The organism is Olivibacter sp. EAT-5, assembly GCF_044784325.1.
Lineage (GTDB): Bacteria > Bacteroidota > Bacteroidia > Sphingobacteriales > Sphingobacteriaceae > Olivibacter > Olivibacter oleidegradans.
The window spans coordinates 5,832,621-5,848,886 of the sequence record NZ_CP173028.1; the positions used below are offsets into that span (position 1 = coordinate 5,832,621).

Below are 16,266 nucleotides of genomic sequence, written 5' to 3' on the forward strand. Positions count from 1 at the left end.
CTGTTCGAAAATGAACGATGGATTGTTCGCTATTGAACAATTTGATTGACAAACAGAAAGATTGCTACTTAGTGAGAGGGTCTACTTTGTGTAACAATTGCTCAATATATTTTTTGAGAATGCTTTGGTCAGCATCTGATTGCGTGTAGACTAACGCGGTTCGATAATAAGCTACTGCTTTTTGATTATCCAATCCCGTATACAGATTTCCCAGTAATGAATAGTAAAAAGGATTATCTGCAAGGTTTAATTTTTCTGCCTCCTTAATAGCTTCTTCCTTTCCATTACTTTTAGCCAATGCATAGGTTCGGTTTAAGGCTGCTATGGGTGAATATTCCAAAATGAGTAAATGATTATATAACTGTAAAATATTCTCCCATTTTTCTTTTGTATCTTCTTTATGCGTGTGCCAATAGGCAATACCTGCTTCTAAGTGATATTTGGTTAGTTGACTACCTTGGGAGGCTCGGTTCAGATAATAAATCCCCTTTTCGATCAGCTCTTTGTTCCAGAGTTGCTCATCTTGATCGTCATACAAAATCATCATTCCGTTTTGACGAATACGAGCGTCAAATCTCGATGAGTGGAAACACATAAGTGATAACAAAGCACTTACTGCGGGTTTGTCTGTGTGATGGTTCTCCATCAACAAATAGGTTAAACGCATAGCCTCAGCACAGAGATCCCGACGCAAGACGGTGTGATGAGAGATAGAATAATAACCCTCTGAAAACAACAGGTATAATGCCGTTAAAACGGTATCCAATCGAGCATTAATTTCAGTTATTTTAGGTTGCTCAATCTTAATATTTTCATCTTTTAACTTTTCTTTGGCTCGCTGAATTCTTTTATAGATTACCTCTTTGTTTGTTAAAAAAGCGTTTGCAATTTCTTGTGCACTAAAGCCACATAACAGATTGAGGGCTAAAGAAATTTGCGCCTCGCTTGAAATACAAGGATTGCAGACCGCAAAGATCATTGCCAGCTGGCTATCACTAATGTTTTTTTCTGATAAATCAATTTCCAGTTCTTCAACTTTATCGGTAATGTGCTTTAAATCAGGTGATAATTTCTGCTCAAATAAGTTACTCCGTTTTAGGTGATTTTTTGTTTTATTTTTAGCAACCGTGTATAGCCATGCGGTGGGATTATCGGGAATTCCTTTTATACTCCATGATTCACTGGCAGAAAGAAATGTATCACTTACGATATCCTCCGCTATTTCTATATGTTCTATACCAAACAGATAACAGAGTACCGAAACCAGCTTACGGTACTCTGTACGAAATAAATGTGGCAAAAGCTCGCTGTTGTGCATTGTCCGGTCAAGCAGCTTTATTCATGATAATCGGCCGGCACAGCTAGCCTTATTTCTACATTTCCCCCCATCTGTAAGATGGGGCAATCTTTTGCGATCTCAGTAGCTTCGTCATAATCATACGCTTTTATAATGATTAAGCCACCAATGGATTCCTTGATTTCGGCATAAGGTCCGTTAATCACGGTTTTGCTACTCGTAACCACCTTTCCTTTGGCATCCCAACGTTGCAATGGTCTAGCGAGTTTATTTTGTGCGGCGATATTTCCCAGCCAATCCTGCCAAGGTTTTATACTAGCCTGCAATTGTTCGGGCGATGGTGCCTCTTCGCCAGTAAAGGATCTACGGAATATTAATAAAAACTCATTCATTACTTTCGTTTTTTGATTTACAATAAAAAATTCTTTTTCGACTTCATCGGTTCAAAGATAAAGTTTACGTAACTACTGTTGAATGGACATCAAAGGAGCTAAGCCATGTCTTCATTATTTCTATTTATCTGCTTTAACGAGAAGACATTTGAACTTTAAAAATTGGACAACAGACGAAGTTTTTTATATTCTCTATATACAGCCAGCTAATTTAGAAAAGATTATTTATTGTTGCATTCATCAATAAACAAGGAGTTCAGCGGTTATCGGGTCGGATAACCGTGTGTTTTTTGAAATGATGGCATGGGTCGTAAAAATGCCGAAAAATAGACCCATGGGATAAAAAAAATTGTAGGGAAAAAAATGAACCAAGGTTAAGAAGCTGCTGTTAAGCATTTCTGAAAAGAAAAGGCCCAACGTTTGGAATTTGCCAGGCACTTTATGCTAAGTGTACAAATATCGCATAACCCGGCTCTATACGATAGCTAAGATTTGATAACTCCTCTTATTGAATGTAAGGCACTCCCCAATACGCTTTCCTAACATCGTCTGTCCAAAAGGAGATACAGGAGAGATAACAAAAAAGCTATAGGGCGAAAGTTCAACTGTCCCAAGGGCAATTGCCAAAAAAAATAAGCCATCATTGGTTTGCACCAGACTTCCCAATTGAACAATATCACTCGCTAACGCAACAGAAACACCCTCAAGTTGATATTTTAGACGGTTTGCTTCTGCCAATTGACGTTCATTTCTATTGATTTCTTGTTGCATCATTTCGCGCGTAGTTTCGTATTTATCTCCCGCGCTACTTTTTGTATCATCCGTTGCGGCATCTTTTGCATAGCAAATCCCTTGCTCTGCATGATCAATACGCTCGTTCACGATCTCATAGCAACGTTTGTACAGCTTAGTTTTTAATTCATTCAATTCTTTATTCATAGGAAGCTAATTTCGAAAAAATAATTGCTTCCTGATCCTTCTCTATTACATAATTGTAAAGCGGTAGGCTATCCATATCGGCCGTGTTATAGAGAGCCATCATACCGTTTTAATAATTTCTAAAGTCAATCTTCCAGCCGAACGCATTGGAATTCCATGTAATAAAACACCTATAACCGTACAGGTCATGCCAACAAAACATTAGTTCAGAACTTTAGAAGCACCTACGTTTTCGGATCAACTGATAAAAACCGCTGCTATAATGCGGAAATCGAGATCGTCCTCGTCTGGATATTGTTTGCCGCAAGAATATGGTTATATTCTTCCAATAAACTGATGTACTTGTCCTTCCAATAGTTTATCTTTTCACGCTCCTCATCTAAAAATCGCATATGGAACATCTTGCTATCATTAAAAACTTTCTGAAACTCCTCAGCAGAAAAAAGCTCAGGAAATTCATTCGAAAAATCATGTTTTAAAGCGCAGCCTATTTTAAAAATGATTTCAGGCTTAAATTTAGGCTGATTAAACCAATTGTAAATAGATCTTCTATTCACTTTCATCAATCTCGACAATTCGCTGATACTATAGCCATTGCGACGGATGGTTCTTTCAATAATTTCACCGTAATGCTTTTCCATATTTTTAATTTTAAGCGGTAAAAACAATTTCTATACAAAGAAAGGCGACAAATCCGTGATTAACTAGAGGAAAACCCTTCAAAAAACACAGGAAATACCCTGTATTTTAGAATAAATCATAAAATAAAGGCAACAAACAAACAGAAAAGATAAAAATATATTAACAATAACTTAATTTCGATAAACAAAACGCAATACTGATAAACCCAAAAGACCTTACTGTAGAAAAGCAATGGCAAACCGGCTGGGCAGCAAAAAAAATAAAGCCGGTTATTCTTCAAAACTGCTTTCTAAACTCCTCAGGCGTTAATCCGACATATTTTTTAAAGAACTTGGTGAAATAGGAAGGATCGTTGAAATTTAATTCGTACGCAATAGCGGAAATCGGGAGTTCCAAATTAACAAGTAAACGTTTTGCTTCCAACACAATACGATTTCTAATTAATTCACCCGCTGATATACCCAACATATCTGAACAAAGTGCATTTAGGTAATTGGGCGTTACATATAAAAGTGCCGCATATTCTTTCGGCAATCGCAAAGTTTGAAAGTTCTGATCTATTAACCGCTGAAAATTCCGAATGACTGTTTGATTAACCAAAGAACTACCATGGCTTTTCCCTATATGGGAGGCACCAATACATAGAAATAGTTCTAATGCTTTCACGCGTAAAGCATCTAGATTCATTGGATTAATAGTTTCCCGAAGACTAATCATTTCTTCAAAAATCTTTTCAATCTTTCCTTGAAGCGATAAGGGAATATCCAAGACCGAATCCTTAGCTATTCCATTAAAAAAAGTAAAATCGTTAAGGTAATCCGACCGCATTAAAAACGACTGGAAAAAGGAGGTGGAAAAATTCAGTACATATCCTTCTATCTCGCCTTCAAAATTCCAGTGATGCACTTGACCCGGCACCATAAAATAAATCTGAAAAGGCTTTACCTGAAACTGTTCAAAATCGATTGTATGAATACCTTGTCCTTGTCTAAAATAACCTACATGAAAGAAAGCGTGTCGATGGGGAACCAACAACTTCTGATGTTCCAGGATGTAGGGAGCAAACGGCTTAACTAAAATATCATTCTGCGTAACCCCCAAACCAATAATATCATAAACAGGGAAAGCCTTCATATGCCTCACAAAGGTATCGCTTATTCGTCAGTCATAATGCATAAATAATACTTCCACAAATTATTTCTTCTGCTGTTGAACAAAATCGGGTATATAACGTAGTCCCGGGGTTAACCAGAACAGCAAGATGACACGCGAATATCGATAATTTAATGGCGAAAGCAAAAGCGCTGCTGCAAGTGCTGCACCTAAATACAGCCAGGGTGACTCCAAATTACCAGTTAGTAAATAGGTGCCTACACAGGCGGCGATTAACTCGGCCACGTTCATGGCATAGCTCACAAACATAGCAACATAAAAATAACCGGGCTCGCGCTCAAACTTCAAACCGCAATGTGGACAGTTTTCATTCATTTTTTGAATTTTAAGCCCGTAAGCTTTCCCGGTAAACATGGCGCCTGTACGACAACGTGGACATTTCGCTTCTAGCGCAGCGCTCCACTCACTGATTTCTTTCGAATTTTCCATATTTCTTTTTACAACCTGAGGGACATCTTTATCCTTTATTTGCCAAAACTAAACAACGCACTTTATAACCGGTGGTGTGATTTACGGAGCTAATGGTATAATTTACCGATTCGATGGCATGATTTCTTGAAACCATAGGTGTTACGGCTCAAAATGAGGCAGACCAGAGCATACCAAATAAATAGAAATAAAAAATATACCATTAGTTATCAAATAAATAATATGATCTATATAAACTTTTTATACATAATACTAGCAAAGATTAGTTGACATTAATAAAATAATACATAAAGCTAGAAGCTGCATAATCACCTATTTAGGGAACACATGGCTTAGCGCGCATTAGGGAATCTCCTCTTCCCGGCATTTTTTTTGTAAAGACTAGAATACAACCTATATTAAAAGTTTATAAAACAACACAAAATACCTGATTTTAAACAATTTATAATGTTTTGTAACAAAGAAAAAGCTTTTATTATATCGACTGTCTTTTTATTAAACTGGCCGGATTGAACCTCCATTCGAACGACGTCTTGTAATTGGTCTCCATTTTATCGTATTTCATTTGGATAAATTTTACCTTTATGAATAAAATCAAAAACTATGGCATGGAATCCGGCTCTCTATAACAGGTTTAAAAAGGAAAGGTATGCACCTTTTTATGATCTTTTAGCACTCATTAATTCAAAGCAGGGAATGACCATTCTTGATTTAGGATGCGGCACCGGTGAATTAACCAAAATGCTTTCTGAAGAACTCCAAAACGCTGAAAGCGTATTAGGAATAGATTCATCGTCAGAAATGCTGGAAGAATCTAAACACTACCAAAACGAACGTGTTTCTTTTGAGCGAAAGACAATCGAAGAACAACTAAACGAACCAAGTCAATGGGACCTAGTGTTTTCCAACGCGGCAATCCAATGGATTGACGATCACGCCCGTTTAATACCGAAAATGATTTCTATTCTGAAATCCGATGGACAGCTGGCTATTCAAATGCCTTCTCAAAAGGAGAATGTGCTGAATCAAATGTTATTGGATATGGTTCAGGAAGAGCCGTTTTCAAGCGCATTAAAGGGATGGAAAAAGATCTCTCCTATATTGAGTATAGATGAATATGCCCAAATCTTATTCGAAAATGGTTGTAAAGAAATGAATATTATTCAGAAAGTTTATCCTTTAATAGTCCACAACAGCAATGAGCTCCTCGAATTCATCTCAGGATCTGCATTAATACCTTATTTCGAACGTTTTACGGACGATATCAAAACCTTATTTATCCAAGAGTATCAAAGACGTGTACAGCAGAGATTTTCCGCCTCCCCTATCTTATATGCATTTAAAAGAATACTGATTAAAGGTGATTTTTGAGTCATTTAGCGAGTTTTCATTAGTTGACCTGCTTAGCTTTTTTATTCTAACTCTTTTCTTAACTATTAATGTAACTCTCCAAGTGGCTGATAGTTTGCTTCTGATCTTCAATAATATATTTAACAAGATCGCCTATTGATATAATTCCTATCAAGTTACCGTTTTCTACTATCGGCAAGTGCCTGAAGTGCCGATCAGTCATAAGCTGCATACAATGATCAATGGAATGATTCGGTCCAACGGTATGTGGATTTGATGTCATTACCTCATGAATGGCAGTATTTGCGGAGGCCCTGCCTTTGAGAATAATTTTTCGGGCGTAATCCCTTTCCGTAAAGATACCGAGTAACACACCTTGATCAACGACCAACAATGCGCTAATGTTTTTTTCCATCATAATTCGTAAAGCCTCCAAAACGGAATCATTGGGAGATACCGACACGATGGATTTAGCCTTATTTTCAAGAATATACTTAACTGTTTTCATAACGTAACTTAGTTTTGTAATTGGCAAACAAAAAGTATGGGGCTTGATAAGCAAAGGATCGGCTAAGGCAATATAGCAACATGCATAATTACCCTAAAATTAATACTTTTAATGAAAAAAGTCAACTAATTCTACAGCTCCTGTGTCGGCGATTCGTAGCGATTTCCATATTTGCTTACGGTAGATCACGCAATTCTATCCAAACCGGGGCATGATCGCTTGTTTTTTCCCACCCACGCACATAACGATCCACTCCGGCTGCAACCAGTTTTTCAACCAGTTGTGGGCTGAGCAAAAAGTGATCAATACGTAAGCCGGCGTCGCGGCCATATGCATTACGGAAATAATCCCAAAAAGTGTAAATCCGCTCGTTGGGATATAATTGTCGAATTGCATCCGTCCATCCTTGCGTCATTAAATCGGAGAAAGCCATACGCACCTCCGGCCGAAATAATGCATCGTCTACCCAACGTTCCGGTTTGTATACATCGAGTTCGGTGGGGATCACATTATAGTCGCCCGTTAATATCACAGGAATATTCTTATTCAATAACTCCTGTGCGTGATTGGCTAAACGCTGAAGCCACTTGAGCTTATAGTCAAACTTAGGTCCGGGAACCGGATTACCGTTTGGCAAATAGAGACATCCTATATGAATGTTATTGATACTTGCTTCGATATATCGGCTATGTGTATCCTCCGGATCTCCCGGAAGTACACGTCCAAACTCTCTTATATCTAGATGTCGAGCGAGGATGGCCACGCCATTCCAGCTTTTCTGGCCATGCCATATAACATTATAACCAGCTTCTCGGATTGCCTGTTCGGGAAATTTTTCCTGAGGGGCTTTTAACTCCTGCAAGCAAACGACATCGGGCTTCGCCTCTTCCAACCAACGAAGCAATACGGGCAATCGGCCATTAACACCATTTACATTGTATGTAGCTATTTTCATCTTTGTATTTTTAAGCCTCTTTTATTTTTAACCACTGTTGTCCGGGGAAAAATAAAAAGGAGCAGTAGAAATTAATCAGACTGCTCCGGGATTTATACTTTTGAGTTGCGACAAAAAAGTATGAACAAAAGTAAATATTTCAGCGGACAGCCGCTAGTGAGTCAATTGATAAAATTTTTGGACAGGGAAGAAATTAACCGGACAGCCAAAAAAGCAGGGAGCGACAGGTACTATAAAAAGTTTCACACCTATGACCATCTGGTAACGATGTTAATGACAGTAATAAGTGGATGCAGTTCATTGCGGGAGATTTCAGGTCTTTTTCTGGCCTGTCAGGGCCGTATAGGCCATCTGGGACTGAAGGACTTTCCACGGCGGAGCACTTTCGCCGAGGCCAACAGCAATCGCAGCAGCCATGTTTTCGGCATGATCTACCAAAAGCTATATAAACGCTACCGTTCATTTTTACCGGACAGCCGGAATGGTAGATTACGGGTGAAAGATCTGTATATTGTAGACTCGACCACCATCAGCCTCTTCAGCGATGTGCTCAAGGGTGCCGGGCGTAACCCAAAAGAAGGGAAAAAGAAAGGGGGCATCAAGGTGCATACCATGATCAGCTCACGGGAAGATGTGCCTTCGCTGGTACGTTTCTCATCGGCGGCCACCCATGACCATGTATTCCTAAAGGAACTGGAGCTTAAGAAAGGTTCCTTTGTGGTATTCGACAAAGGGTATGTTGATTATGCCCAGTATGCCGGCTGGGATATGGAAGGCGTGTTCTTCGTGACCAGACAGAAGGAAAACGCAGTTTATGAGTCTTTAGAGCAGTTTGCCATCAATCAAAAAGATGCAGACCGTGTAATGGAGGATGAGGTGATCAGTATAGAGGTAAAAGGCAGCCCTTTATTATTGCGAAGGGTATTCTATTACGACCATAAAAACGATAACATCTATGAGTTCCTCTCCAACAACTTTGAGCTGGAGGCCACCGCTATCGCCGATATTTACCGGCAGAGGTGGCAGATAGAATCGCTGTTCAAAAGGCTCAAACAGAACTTCCCCCTTAAATATTTTCTCGGGGAATCGCAGAACGCTATTGAGATCCAGATATGGGTATCCCTGATCGCCCAGCTCATCCTGCTGGTAATTAAAGAAAGGACAAAACGTAGATGGGCCTTTTCCAACATGGTGTCATTTATCAGAAACCATGCTTTAACTTATATCAATCTCTTTAACTTCCTGGATAATCCAAACGTGAACTGGAATAAGTTAACATCAGGAGATCAAAATCAGTTAAATATCTTTCAGACATGACCTTGCTATCGACTTTAAACAGTAAAACAGCCTTCAATAGAAAACAAACAGGCTTTTTAAGCATGTTGCAAATTTAACCGGACACTAGTGATTTTTAACGTAATAAGCCGGTTAACAAGTAACCGGCTTTCACTTTAAATTCACTTTTATTGGACCCAGTAAATCCTATGTTATTGGATAACTTTCAAAGCGGCCTGATAATTTGGTTCTTGAGCAATTTCGGGCACCTGTTCTTCATAAATGATTTTGCCCTGAGGATCAATTACTACTACGGCGCGACTTAGTAAACCTCTCATTTGGCTGTCTGCAATTTCAACACCGTACTCCTCACCGAAATTTGAACGGAAATCGGACAACATAACAACATTTTTTATCCCCTCGGCCCCGCAAAACTGTGCTTGAGCAAAAGGTAAATCTTTAGATATACATAACACGGTCGTGTTGGGTAGATTAGCTGCGTCTTCGTTAAATTTACGTACAGACGCTGCACAAACACCGGTATTAACGCTGGGAAAAATATTGAGGATTACGTATTTTCCTTTGAAGTCGTCCAGCGTCTTTTCAGATAAGTCAATAGCGGTCAGCCTGAAGTTTTTTGCTTCACTCCCAACGGAAGGTAATGTACCAACCGTATGTACGGCATTGCCCTTTAATGTAATAGATGTCATTTTTGTTATTTTATTTAATTGTTGATTTATAGTCGATGGTGACTGAGCATAGCTCTCCCCATATAAAGTAAAAATAAAACAAAAGAGCATTAAATATTTCATCATACTATTATTAAATACAAGCAAGTTAGCGGATTTGTTCGAATTCCTCATCGCTTTATTATTAACATGGCTATTATTTTACAAAAGAATGTACGATGAGTCATTCGTACGAAGTGAAATAAATCGATATACTATTGGTTTGAAGGCAATTGCGCCGAATCAAAAATCTTGCTCACAAACACCAATAGCATTCACCCCGGCAGGAAGATGATGATGACAATTGTTATGGGAGACCTTTTTTAAACTTCTTTATGCATTCTATGGCACAATGATTATTTTGCCGGTTGCAAATAAAAAAGCTATGTATGACACCTTAAGAATATTTTTTCATAAACTAATACCTAAATTAGATGATGAAACCTGGAATAGTTTTGTTAGCCTTCAACAAGTCAAACACTACAAGAAGGGCGACATAATCAGTGAAGAAGGAAAAACAAACAACATTGTATCTTTTATTCAAAAAGGAGCAGTAATGGTTTATAACCATCTGGATAATAAAAAATGTGTTTATAATTTCTTCTTCGAAAATGAGTACACAGGCGACTATGAAAGTTTTCTGACACGTAAACCCGCTCTATATGGTATCGAGGCAATTGAAGACTGTATTTTGTTTCAATTACACTACAACGGTTTACAGTTAATGTATGAGAAGCATCCGGTGTTTGAACGAGCGGGTCGACTAATTGCCGAAGCCCAATTTTTGAGACTGACAACAAGAAACGCGTCTTTATTAGCTGAAAAGCCTGAAGAACGTTATCTAAACCTTATTAAAGCGAAGCCGCAGGTTATACAACGCATACCTCAATACCACATTGCATCTTACCTAGGCATTACACCGGAAGCCCTGAGTAGGATTCGGAAGCGGATAATGTGAAAACTACGCACTATAAGCAATCGTTTATTGACTTCGATCAACAGAAAGATCCGAAAATGCCATTTTTTTTGTAAAAAAAGGCATATATGAAAATCGTTTTTTTCCTATTCATTACATTTCACCTTGTACAGACCAAGGCCCAACAAGTAACTCAAATTGTTAAAGGCAATGTTAGCGACGAGGCTTCTAAGCAATCATTGCAAGGTGTTACGATTCGACTTGCTTCTAACCTTTCCAAAACCACCCTAAGTGATTCCTCGGGTAATTTCAAATTAACGGACATTCCGCTTGGCAGACAGCGATTCATTATAACCGCTGTTGGCTATGAACCTCTTTCATTAAATAACATTATTGTAACAGCAGGCAAGGAAGTGGACTTAACAATCAGCTTGCGTGAAAGTTTAATGAATTTGGACGTCGTCGAGATCACAGCTAATGAAAATAGCGGGGGACGTAAGGTTAACAACGATATGTTAAGTGTGAGCGCCAGAACTTTTAATATGGATGAGACGAAACGTTACGCAGGTTCGTTAGGCGATCCCGCGCGAATGGCTACTAATTTTGCAGGTGTTGTTTCTACCAATGATACTCGAAATGACATCATCATCCGAGGAAACTCTCCAAATGCTATGCTATGGCAACTGGAGGGGCTTAATATACCAAATCCAAATCATTTTGGTTCTCTTAATAGCATGGGAGGCTCCGTTAGTATGCTGAACAGCAATTTGATTGATCAATCTGATTTTATGACAGGGGCTTTTCCTGCCCAATATGGCAACGCATTATCCGGTGTGTTTGATCTAAAACTTCGCAACGGAAATAGTGAGAAACACGAGTTTGTAACGCAGATGGGGTTCAATGGCTTTGAAGGTGGAGCAGAAGGCCCTATAGGCAACAGTAAGGGGGCGAGCTATTTGATAAATGCCCGCTATTCCACCTTATCGCTTTTTCAGAATTTAGGTATTGAGTTTGGCACCGGCAGAGCCACTCCTGAATATATGGATTTAAACTATAAAATTAACAGTCGTATCGGGAAGCATGGTAATCTTTCCTTATTTGGCATTTGGGGAAGAAGCAGCATGGATATTTTGGCAAGCGAATATGATCCCGAAGGTCAATCCTATGGCAACGAATATAGTAACCGTTATCCCCGTTATCAGACCAGCATAAGCGGATTAAGTTATAAATACCAACTGAACAAAAAAACCGCTATCAACTTTATTCTGGGTTATAGCCGTACGAACGAGCAATTTGATCGAGATTCGGTTAATCAAGAAAACATCAACCAAACGATACCTGACTGGCATTGGCGTTTTAAAATAAACAAATTCTCCGGCGTTCTTCACCTCCATCATAAATTCAATGCAAAGCATAGCTTGGTAGCGGGTATCACAGAGGATTTCACCAATTACACTCTTTTTAACAGGAGGATGCGACATGGAGTAAGTGAAATGATACTGAACAATCGGAATGGTGACTTTGGCTTAATGCAAGTCTTTACTCAGTGGAAATTCAGAATGACAGATCATTTTAGTATGGTCTCCGGCTTGCATTATCAGTACTTAAGCCTTTCACAAACGAATAGTTTAGAACCTAGAATCGGTGTTAAATACGAGGGCTTAGGATCCCATGTTTTTGGCTTTGCATACGGCCTACACAGTCAAATGGACAATATTCTCACTTATGCTACAGTTACGACAACGGCGGCAGGCAATCGATATACTAATGAATCGTTGGGATTTATACGCAGTCACCAATTTATTTTATCACATGATTGGAACATACGTTCCAATACCCATCTTAAAACAGAACTGTATTTTCAGCGGCTATTTGATGTTCCGGTCACGAAAGCTCCGAGCTCTTTTTCAACATTAAATCTTGGCGCCGAAACCATTCCTGTTTTGCGCGATAACCTGATAAATGAAGGAGTTGGAAGAAATTATGGCTTAGACATCACGCTGGAACGTCTTTTCAATAAAGGCTTTTATTACTTGCTAACCGGATCCTTTTTCAGTTCTAGGTATCAGGGAAGTGATGGCATATGGCGCAACACTGCATTTAACATGAAAAATGTTTTTAACTTATTGGGGGGTAAGGAATGGAAAGTAGGAAAACAGGAAAACATATTCGGTTTAAGCGTAAAGGTTTCTCGGGTGGGTGGACGTTATTTATCGCCGGTAGACATCGCTTCTTCTGTTATCGACGGCGAAATTCAGTACGAGGAAACAAGGGCATATTCTTTACAGCAGCCTGCTTATTTCCGGGCAGATGTAAAAGTCTCCTATCGCAAAGAATTCACGCGGGCAACTATGGAACTCGCTCTCGACCTGCAAAATGTAACCGATAATAAGAATATTTTTCGCCAGGAGTGGAATGCTCAACAGCTTAATGTTATCAACGTCTACCAGCAAGGTTTTTTTCCCGTTCCTTTTGTGCGATTCACATTTTGATAATGTTATCGATGCTTTACATACTGAGATAAGCATTGATACTTATCTCAGTATGCTCCTTATTCAAACATCAGCCCATGCGTTTATTCTTCATTCGTACTTCACGGCGATTGATAAATAATTTGGGCAAGCCTCAGACAATATTTATATTTAGCTTTTATTTGTCGGTGTGAAAAAACACGAAAGGCTTTCTACATACTATCCATTGACCCATAAAAGCCAAATCAGATGGCTTAGAATCCTCATAATCAGCACACTGTTTGGCTGTAGTGGAAAAGAGATGCCTGAAATATATGTTGATCAGCAGACAGAAGTGTATCTTCGAGATACCAACATCATAAAAAAAAGCTACTTGCAGGCCTTAAGTCTTGCCAAATCTACCGGATTAGCTGTAACAGCGCTCACCGACGAAGAATTCAAAAAGATTGGGGTTCGCCGTAACCAACTACTCATAACAGCCGACACGATAGGCGCCCGTGAAGAATCTTGGGGCTTTAGTTTTCAAGGCCCGGCAAGCAATCCAGGACAATGTATTTTTTCACTTACTTATACGGGCACTCTAAGTATACAAACACCAAATCGTTCGGTTAAATACAATCTGGAAAACCGGAAAATGATTGATCAGGAAGCGGGAATTCCGGAAGCTTTTTTGTTACACTTCAAAGCGCTCCCAATAAAACCTTCAACCGAGGAAGAGGAGAACATACCGACAGACGTACAGCTGACAGGACGGGGTGTACTGCTTCAACAACCTTATGTCGAATGGACTTATCCCGACTCCAGTATGGAAAGAATATGGTCTAACGGGAGGGAATGGGGATTTAGCGAGCTGCCTTCGAGGAAAAATCATGCTGCCCCAGGGGCACTGGTCCTTGCTTTTGAAAAACCCACCGGTTCTCAACGCTTGGTCATGACAACGAAGGAACTGCAGATCGACAAAAAAGTTGACCGAACGCCGTTTCAATTCGATCAACACCGGTAATCCAAAAACATCTTTGCTTCAAAACCCCCGGAAACGGGGATTGACAGCCTTTGAATCTTACGTATCTTTGATCATGCAACGCATTTCCCGCACGATTACCATCTCAAACCGTATCCTTTATCGAATACCTGGTAAGCTATTATTTATCAGCATCAACACAGGCTTACATTTATTTCAACATGTGCGGTTCACCTTTACTTTATGTTTATTGCTTTCAATAGCATTCAATACTTCTTATGCCCATTTATCGGAAGACTCTTTGCGATTGGTTTTAGACCGAAAAGAGCTATCTAGCCAAGATCGATTAGAAACAATGGCTCGGTTAGCTGAATTTTTATATTATAGAAGAGATCCCAGGTTAGCCTTCGAGTTACTAGATAAAGCACTAAAATTATCAAAACGGCTTGATAATATTGATCAAACCACGAGCTTATACGCGCTTCTTGCCATGCAGCATAGCAACGATGGAAATATACAGCTCGCCTTGTCAAGTTTAGATAGCGCCCAATTTTATGCAAAAAGATCAGCGAACAAACGGAGCAAAGCCTTAGTCCAGCTCTCCAAAGGGACAATTCAGCTTGCGCAAAATGAGCCGCATGAAGCCATTGCCAGTTTATTGCTTGCTGCCAAAGACTTCGACGGGGATCATGATTATTCCTATGAAAGCAACCTTTATACAACAATTTCCACCATTTATGGCCAATGGTCTGATCTTCCCAATCAAGACAAATACGCGCGAATAGCGCGTTATAGCGCTGAAAGGAGTAAAGATCTCGATAAGTTAATTGCTGCGTATCGATGTACAGCCAATAACTTTATGGCGCACTATGAAGCCAACACGATCCGAAAACAATTGTTGGACTCTGCGCTTGTACGAAATAAAGCGGCTTTCTCTTTGGCAAAAAAGAACAAAGATCGTATTATTCATGTTACTGAAATTGCCGCATTAGCCAAAAATATTGCCGCTATTTACGAGCAATATTTTCCGGAAAGTTCACACGATTCTGCTCGTTATTACCTGGAAATCGCTATTGAAGAAGCTCAATTCAGCAAAGAAAACACAGTGCTTGCAGACAGCTACGTCATGCTAGCGAAACAACAAATTGAAAAAGGCAATTTGACTGAGGCCGAGATGCTGGTGGGAAACGCAATAATGGCACTTCATCGAGACCCTACCGTTAATAATGAAATTGAAGCAAAAATTTTCTACTGCCTTGCCGTTATGAAGGAAAAGCAAGGAGATTTAAATGGCGCTCTTCGCAATTACAAACTTTATGTAGATGCCTACACTACATTATTCAATACGGAAAAAATGAGCTTGGGTAAACGTTTAGACGCTCAATATGAGGCAGGAAAAAAAGAAAAGGCACTCCTGGTATTACAGCAGCAAGTTCAATTTAACCAGAAGCTGAATCGCATTTACATCGCATTCAGTCTGACAAGCTTTTTAACGCTCCTCTTTCTTTTTTATGCCTATAAGCAGCGGGTGAAGGCCATGAAGCAACAGGATAAATTGCACCAAATGGAAGTAAATAAAATCAGGCAGGAACATCGCATTTCCCTTTTATCCGCCATGCTCGATGGCCAGGAGCAAGAACGGAGCAGGTTAGCACGTGATTTACATGATGGTTTAGGCGGATTATTATCAGGAGTAAAAATAGAATTGGCAGGTTTCATGCAACTTTTAAAAAACGATAGTCAACAACAGCTAATGAATAGAACTTTACAGCATTTGGACGGAGCGATTGGAGAGCTCAGACGAATTGCTCACAGTATGATGCCTGAGATACTCATGCGTTACGGACTGGGAGAAGCCATACGTGAATATTGCCAAAAATTGAAATCTTCCGGTATTAACATCCAGTGTCAAATCTATCACTACACCAATAAAATGGAAGCCTCCAGGCAATTGGTACTGTACAGAATCATGCAAGAACTGGTAAATAACGCAGTAAAGCATGCACATTCATCTCTTATCCTGGTTCAACTACAGCAGATCGAGCAGTCTGTAACACTTATTGTGGAAGATGATGGAAACGGCTTCGATGTGAAAGCTTTATTAGCAGCTGGTAAGGGAGCGGGTTTAACAAATATAGAATCCAGGGTTGAATTTCTGAATGGAACGATGGATTTCCATTCAGAAATAGGAGCTGGTACAACGGTTACCATTGAATGTAACGAAGTATAA

15 protein-coding genes are annotated in these 16,266 nt (G+C 39.4%); 6 read left to right on the plus strand and 9 right to left on the minus strand.

The annotated features are described in order from the left end of the window. Positions 1–64 precede the first annotated feature (64 nt). The 6 genes from ACH11B_RS24420 to ACH11B_RS24445 form a co-directional block, all read right to left on the minus strand. Complete coding sequence (locus tag ACH11B_RS24420) at positions 65–1,318, minus strand: RNA polymerase sigma factor (protein WP_013667738.1); 1,254 nt, start codon at positions 1,316–1,318, stop codon at positions 65–67. A 17-nt stretch (positions 1,319–1,335) separates the two neighbouring features. After that, complete coding sequence (locus ACH11B_RS24425) at positions 1,336–1,689, minus strand: YciI family protein (protein WP_377610871.1); 354 nt, start codon at positions 1,687–1,689, stop codon at positions 1,336–1,338. A 474-nt stretch (positions 1,690–2,163) separates the two neighbouring features. Continuing rightward, the gene (locus tag ACH11B_RS24430; RefSeq protein WP_377610873.1) at positions 2,164–2,628 is read right to left on the minus strand and encodes a 3-oxoacyl-ACP synthase; all 465 of its coding nucleotides are present in this window, start codon (positions 2,626–2,628) and stop codon (positions 2,164–2,166) included. 257 nt (positions 2,629–2,885) lie between these two features. Then, positions 2,886–3,269 (minus strand): helix-turn-helix transcriptional regulator, encoded by a 384-nt coding sequence (locus ACH11B_RS24435; protein ID WP_013667743.1) that lies wholly within the window; start codon positions 3,267–3,269, stop codon positions 2,886–2,888. A gap of 277 nt (positions 3,270–3,546) precedes the next feature. Further along, positions 3,547–4,404 (minus strand): helix-turn-helix domain-containing protein, encoded by an 858-nt coding sequence (locus ACH11B_RS24440; RefSeq protein ID WP_377611589.1) that lies wholly within the window; start codon positions 4,402–4,404, stop codon positions 3,547–3,549. 60 nt (positions 4,405–4,464) lie between these two features. After that, positions 4,465–4,872 (minus strand): DUF983 domain-containing protein, encoded by a 408-nt coding sequence (locus tag ACH11B_RS24445; protein WP_013667745.1) that lies wholly within the window; start codon positions 4,870–4,872, stop codon positions 4,465–4,467. 603 nt (positions 4,873–5,475) lie between these two features. Here ACH11B_RS24445 and ACH11B_RS24450 point away from each other — a divergent pair. Continuing rightward, positions 5,476–6,243, plus strand: coding sequence for a methyltransferase domain-containing protein (locus ACH11B_RS24450; RefSeq protein ID WP_377610875.1), 768 nt, complete (start codon positions 5,476–5,478; stop codon positions 6,241–6,243). A 58-nt stretch (positions 6,244–6,301) separates the two neighbouring features. Here ACH11B_RS24450 and ACH11B_RS24455 read toward each other — a convergent pair whose 3' ends face one another. After that, a complete protein-coding gene (locus ACH11B_RS24455) occupies positions 6,302–6,730 on the minus strand; it encodes a CBS domain-containing protein (protein WP_377610876.1) in 429 nt (142 codons plus the stop codon). A 175-nt stretch (positions 6,731–6,905) separates the two neighbouring features. Continuing rightward, the gene (gene xth / locus ACH11B_RS24460) at positions 6,906–7,685 is read right to left on the minus strand and encodes an exodeoxyribonuclease III (protein ID WP_377610878.1); all 780 of its coding nucleotides are present in this window, start codon (positions 7,683–7,685) and stop codon (positions 6,906–6,908) included. Positions 7,686–7,805: 120 nt separating this feature from the next. Between xth and ACH11B_RS24465 the strand changes: the two genes are divergently transcribed. Next, positions 7,806–9,002: an IS4 family transposase gene (locus tag ACH11B_RS24465; protein WP_013663818.1), complete on the plus strand. Its 1,197-nt coding sequence runs from the start codon at positions 7,806–7,808 to the stop codon at positions 9,000–9,002. A gap of 170 nt (positions 9,003–9,172) precedes the next feature. On the opposite strand, the gene tpx is transcribed toward ACH11B_RS24465, so the two are convergent. Further along, a complete protein-coding gene (tpx, locus tag ACH11B_RS24470) occupies positions 9,173–9,670 on the minus strand; it encodes a thiol peroxidase (protein ID WP_130858429.1) in 498 nt (165 codons plus the stop codon). 403 nt (positions 9,671–10,073) lie between these two features. On the opposite strand from tpx, the gene ACH11B_RS24475 reads away from it, so the two are divergent. From ACH11B_RS24475 to ACH11B_RS24490, 4 genes are all read left to right on the plus strand, one after another. Continuing rightward, positions 10,074–10,646: a Crp/Fnr family transcriptional regulator gene (locus tag ACH11B_RS24475; protein WP_377610880.1), complete on the plus strand. Its 573-nt coding sequence runs from the start codon at positions 10,074–10,076 to the stop codon at positions 10,644–10,646. 86 nt (positions 10,647–10,732) lie between these two features. Beyond that, entirely contained in the window at positions 10,733–13,096 is a 2,364-nt protein-coding gene (locus ACH11B_RS24480; RefSeq protein ID WP_377610882.1) for a carboxypeptidase regulatory-like domain-containing protein, read from the plus strand. A 280-nt stretch (positions 13,097–13,376) separates the two neighbouring features. Next, positions 13,377–14,078 (plus strand): hypothetical protein, encoded by a 702-nt coding sequence (locus tag ACH11B_RS24485; RefSeq protein WP_377610884.1) that lies wholly within the window; start codon positions 13,377–13,379, stop codon positions 14,076–14,078. Then, positions 14,041–16,266: a sensor histidine kinase gene (locus ACH11B_RS24490; RefSeq protein ID WP_404273990.1), complete on the plus strand. Its 2,226-nt coding sequence runs from the start codon at positions 14,041–14,043 to the stop codon at positions 16,264–16,266. Before ACH11B_RS24485 ends, ACH11B_RS24490 begins: the two co-directional genes overlap by 38 nt.

Excerpts from the sequence above, each read along its gene's own strand:
- ACH11B_RS24420 (WP_013667738.1), bottom strand. The coding sequence starts at position 1,318 with ATGCACAACAGCGAGCTTTTGCCACATTTATTTCGTACAGAGTACCGT.
- ACH11B_RS24425 (WP_377610871.1), bottom strand. The coding sequence starts at position 1,689 with ATGAATGAGTTTTTATTAATATTCCGTAGATCCTTTACTGGCGAAGAG.
- ACH11B_RS24430 (WP_377610873.1), bottom strand. The coding sequence starts at position 2,628 with ATGAATAAAGAATTGAATGAATTAAAAACTAAGCTGTACAAACGTTGC.
- ACH11B_RS24435 (WP_013667743.1), bottom strand. The coding sequence starts at position 3,269 with ATGGAAAAGCATTACGGTGAAATTATTGAAAGAACCATCCGTCGCAAT.
- ACH11B_RS24440 (WP_377611589.1), bottom strand. The coding sequence starts at position 4,404 with ATGAAGGCTTTCCCTGTTTATGATATTATTGGTTTGGGGGTTACGCAG.
- ACH11B_RS24445 (WP_013667745.1), bottom strand. The coding sequence starts at position 4,872 with ATGGAAAATTCGAAAGAAATCAGTGAGTGGAGCGCTGCGCTAGAAGCG.
- ACH11B_RS24450 (WP_377610875.1), top strand. The coding sequence starts at position 5,476 with ATGGCATGGAATCCGGCTCTCTATAACAGGTTTAAAAAGGAAAGGTAT.
- ACH11B_RS24455 (WP_377610876.1), bottom strand. The coding sequence starts at position 6,730 with ATGAAAACAGTTAAGTATATTCTTGAAAATAAGGCTAAATCCATCGTG.
- xth (WP_377610878.1), bottom strand. The coding sequence starts at position 7,685 with ATGAAAATAGCTACATACAATGTAAATGGTGTTAATGGCCGATTGCCC.
- ACH11B_RS24465 (WP_013663818.1), top strand. The coding sequence starts at position 7,806 with ATGAACAAAAGTAAATATTTCAGCGGACAGCCGCTAGTGAGTCAATTG.
- tpx (WP_130858429.1), bottom strand. The coding sequence starts at position 9,670 with ATGACATCTATTACATTAAAGGGCAATGCCGTACATACGGTTGGTACA.
- ACH11B_RS24475 (WP_377610880.1), top strand. The coding sequence starts at position 10,074 with ATGTATGACACCTTAAGAATATTTTTTCATAAACTAATACCTAAATTA.
- ACH11B_RS24480 (WP_377610882.1), top strand. The coding sequence starts at position 10,733 with ATGAAAATCGTTTTTTTCCTATTCATTACATTTCACCTTGTACAGACC.
- ACH11B_RS24485 (WP_377610884.1), top strand. The coding sequence starts at position 13,377 with ATGCCTGAAATATATGTTGATCAGCAGACAGAAGTGTATCTTCGAGAT.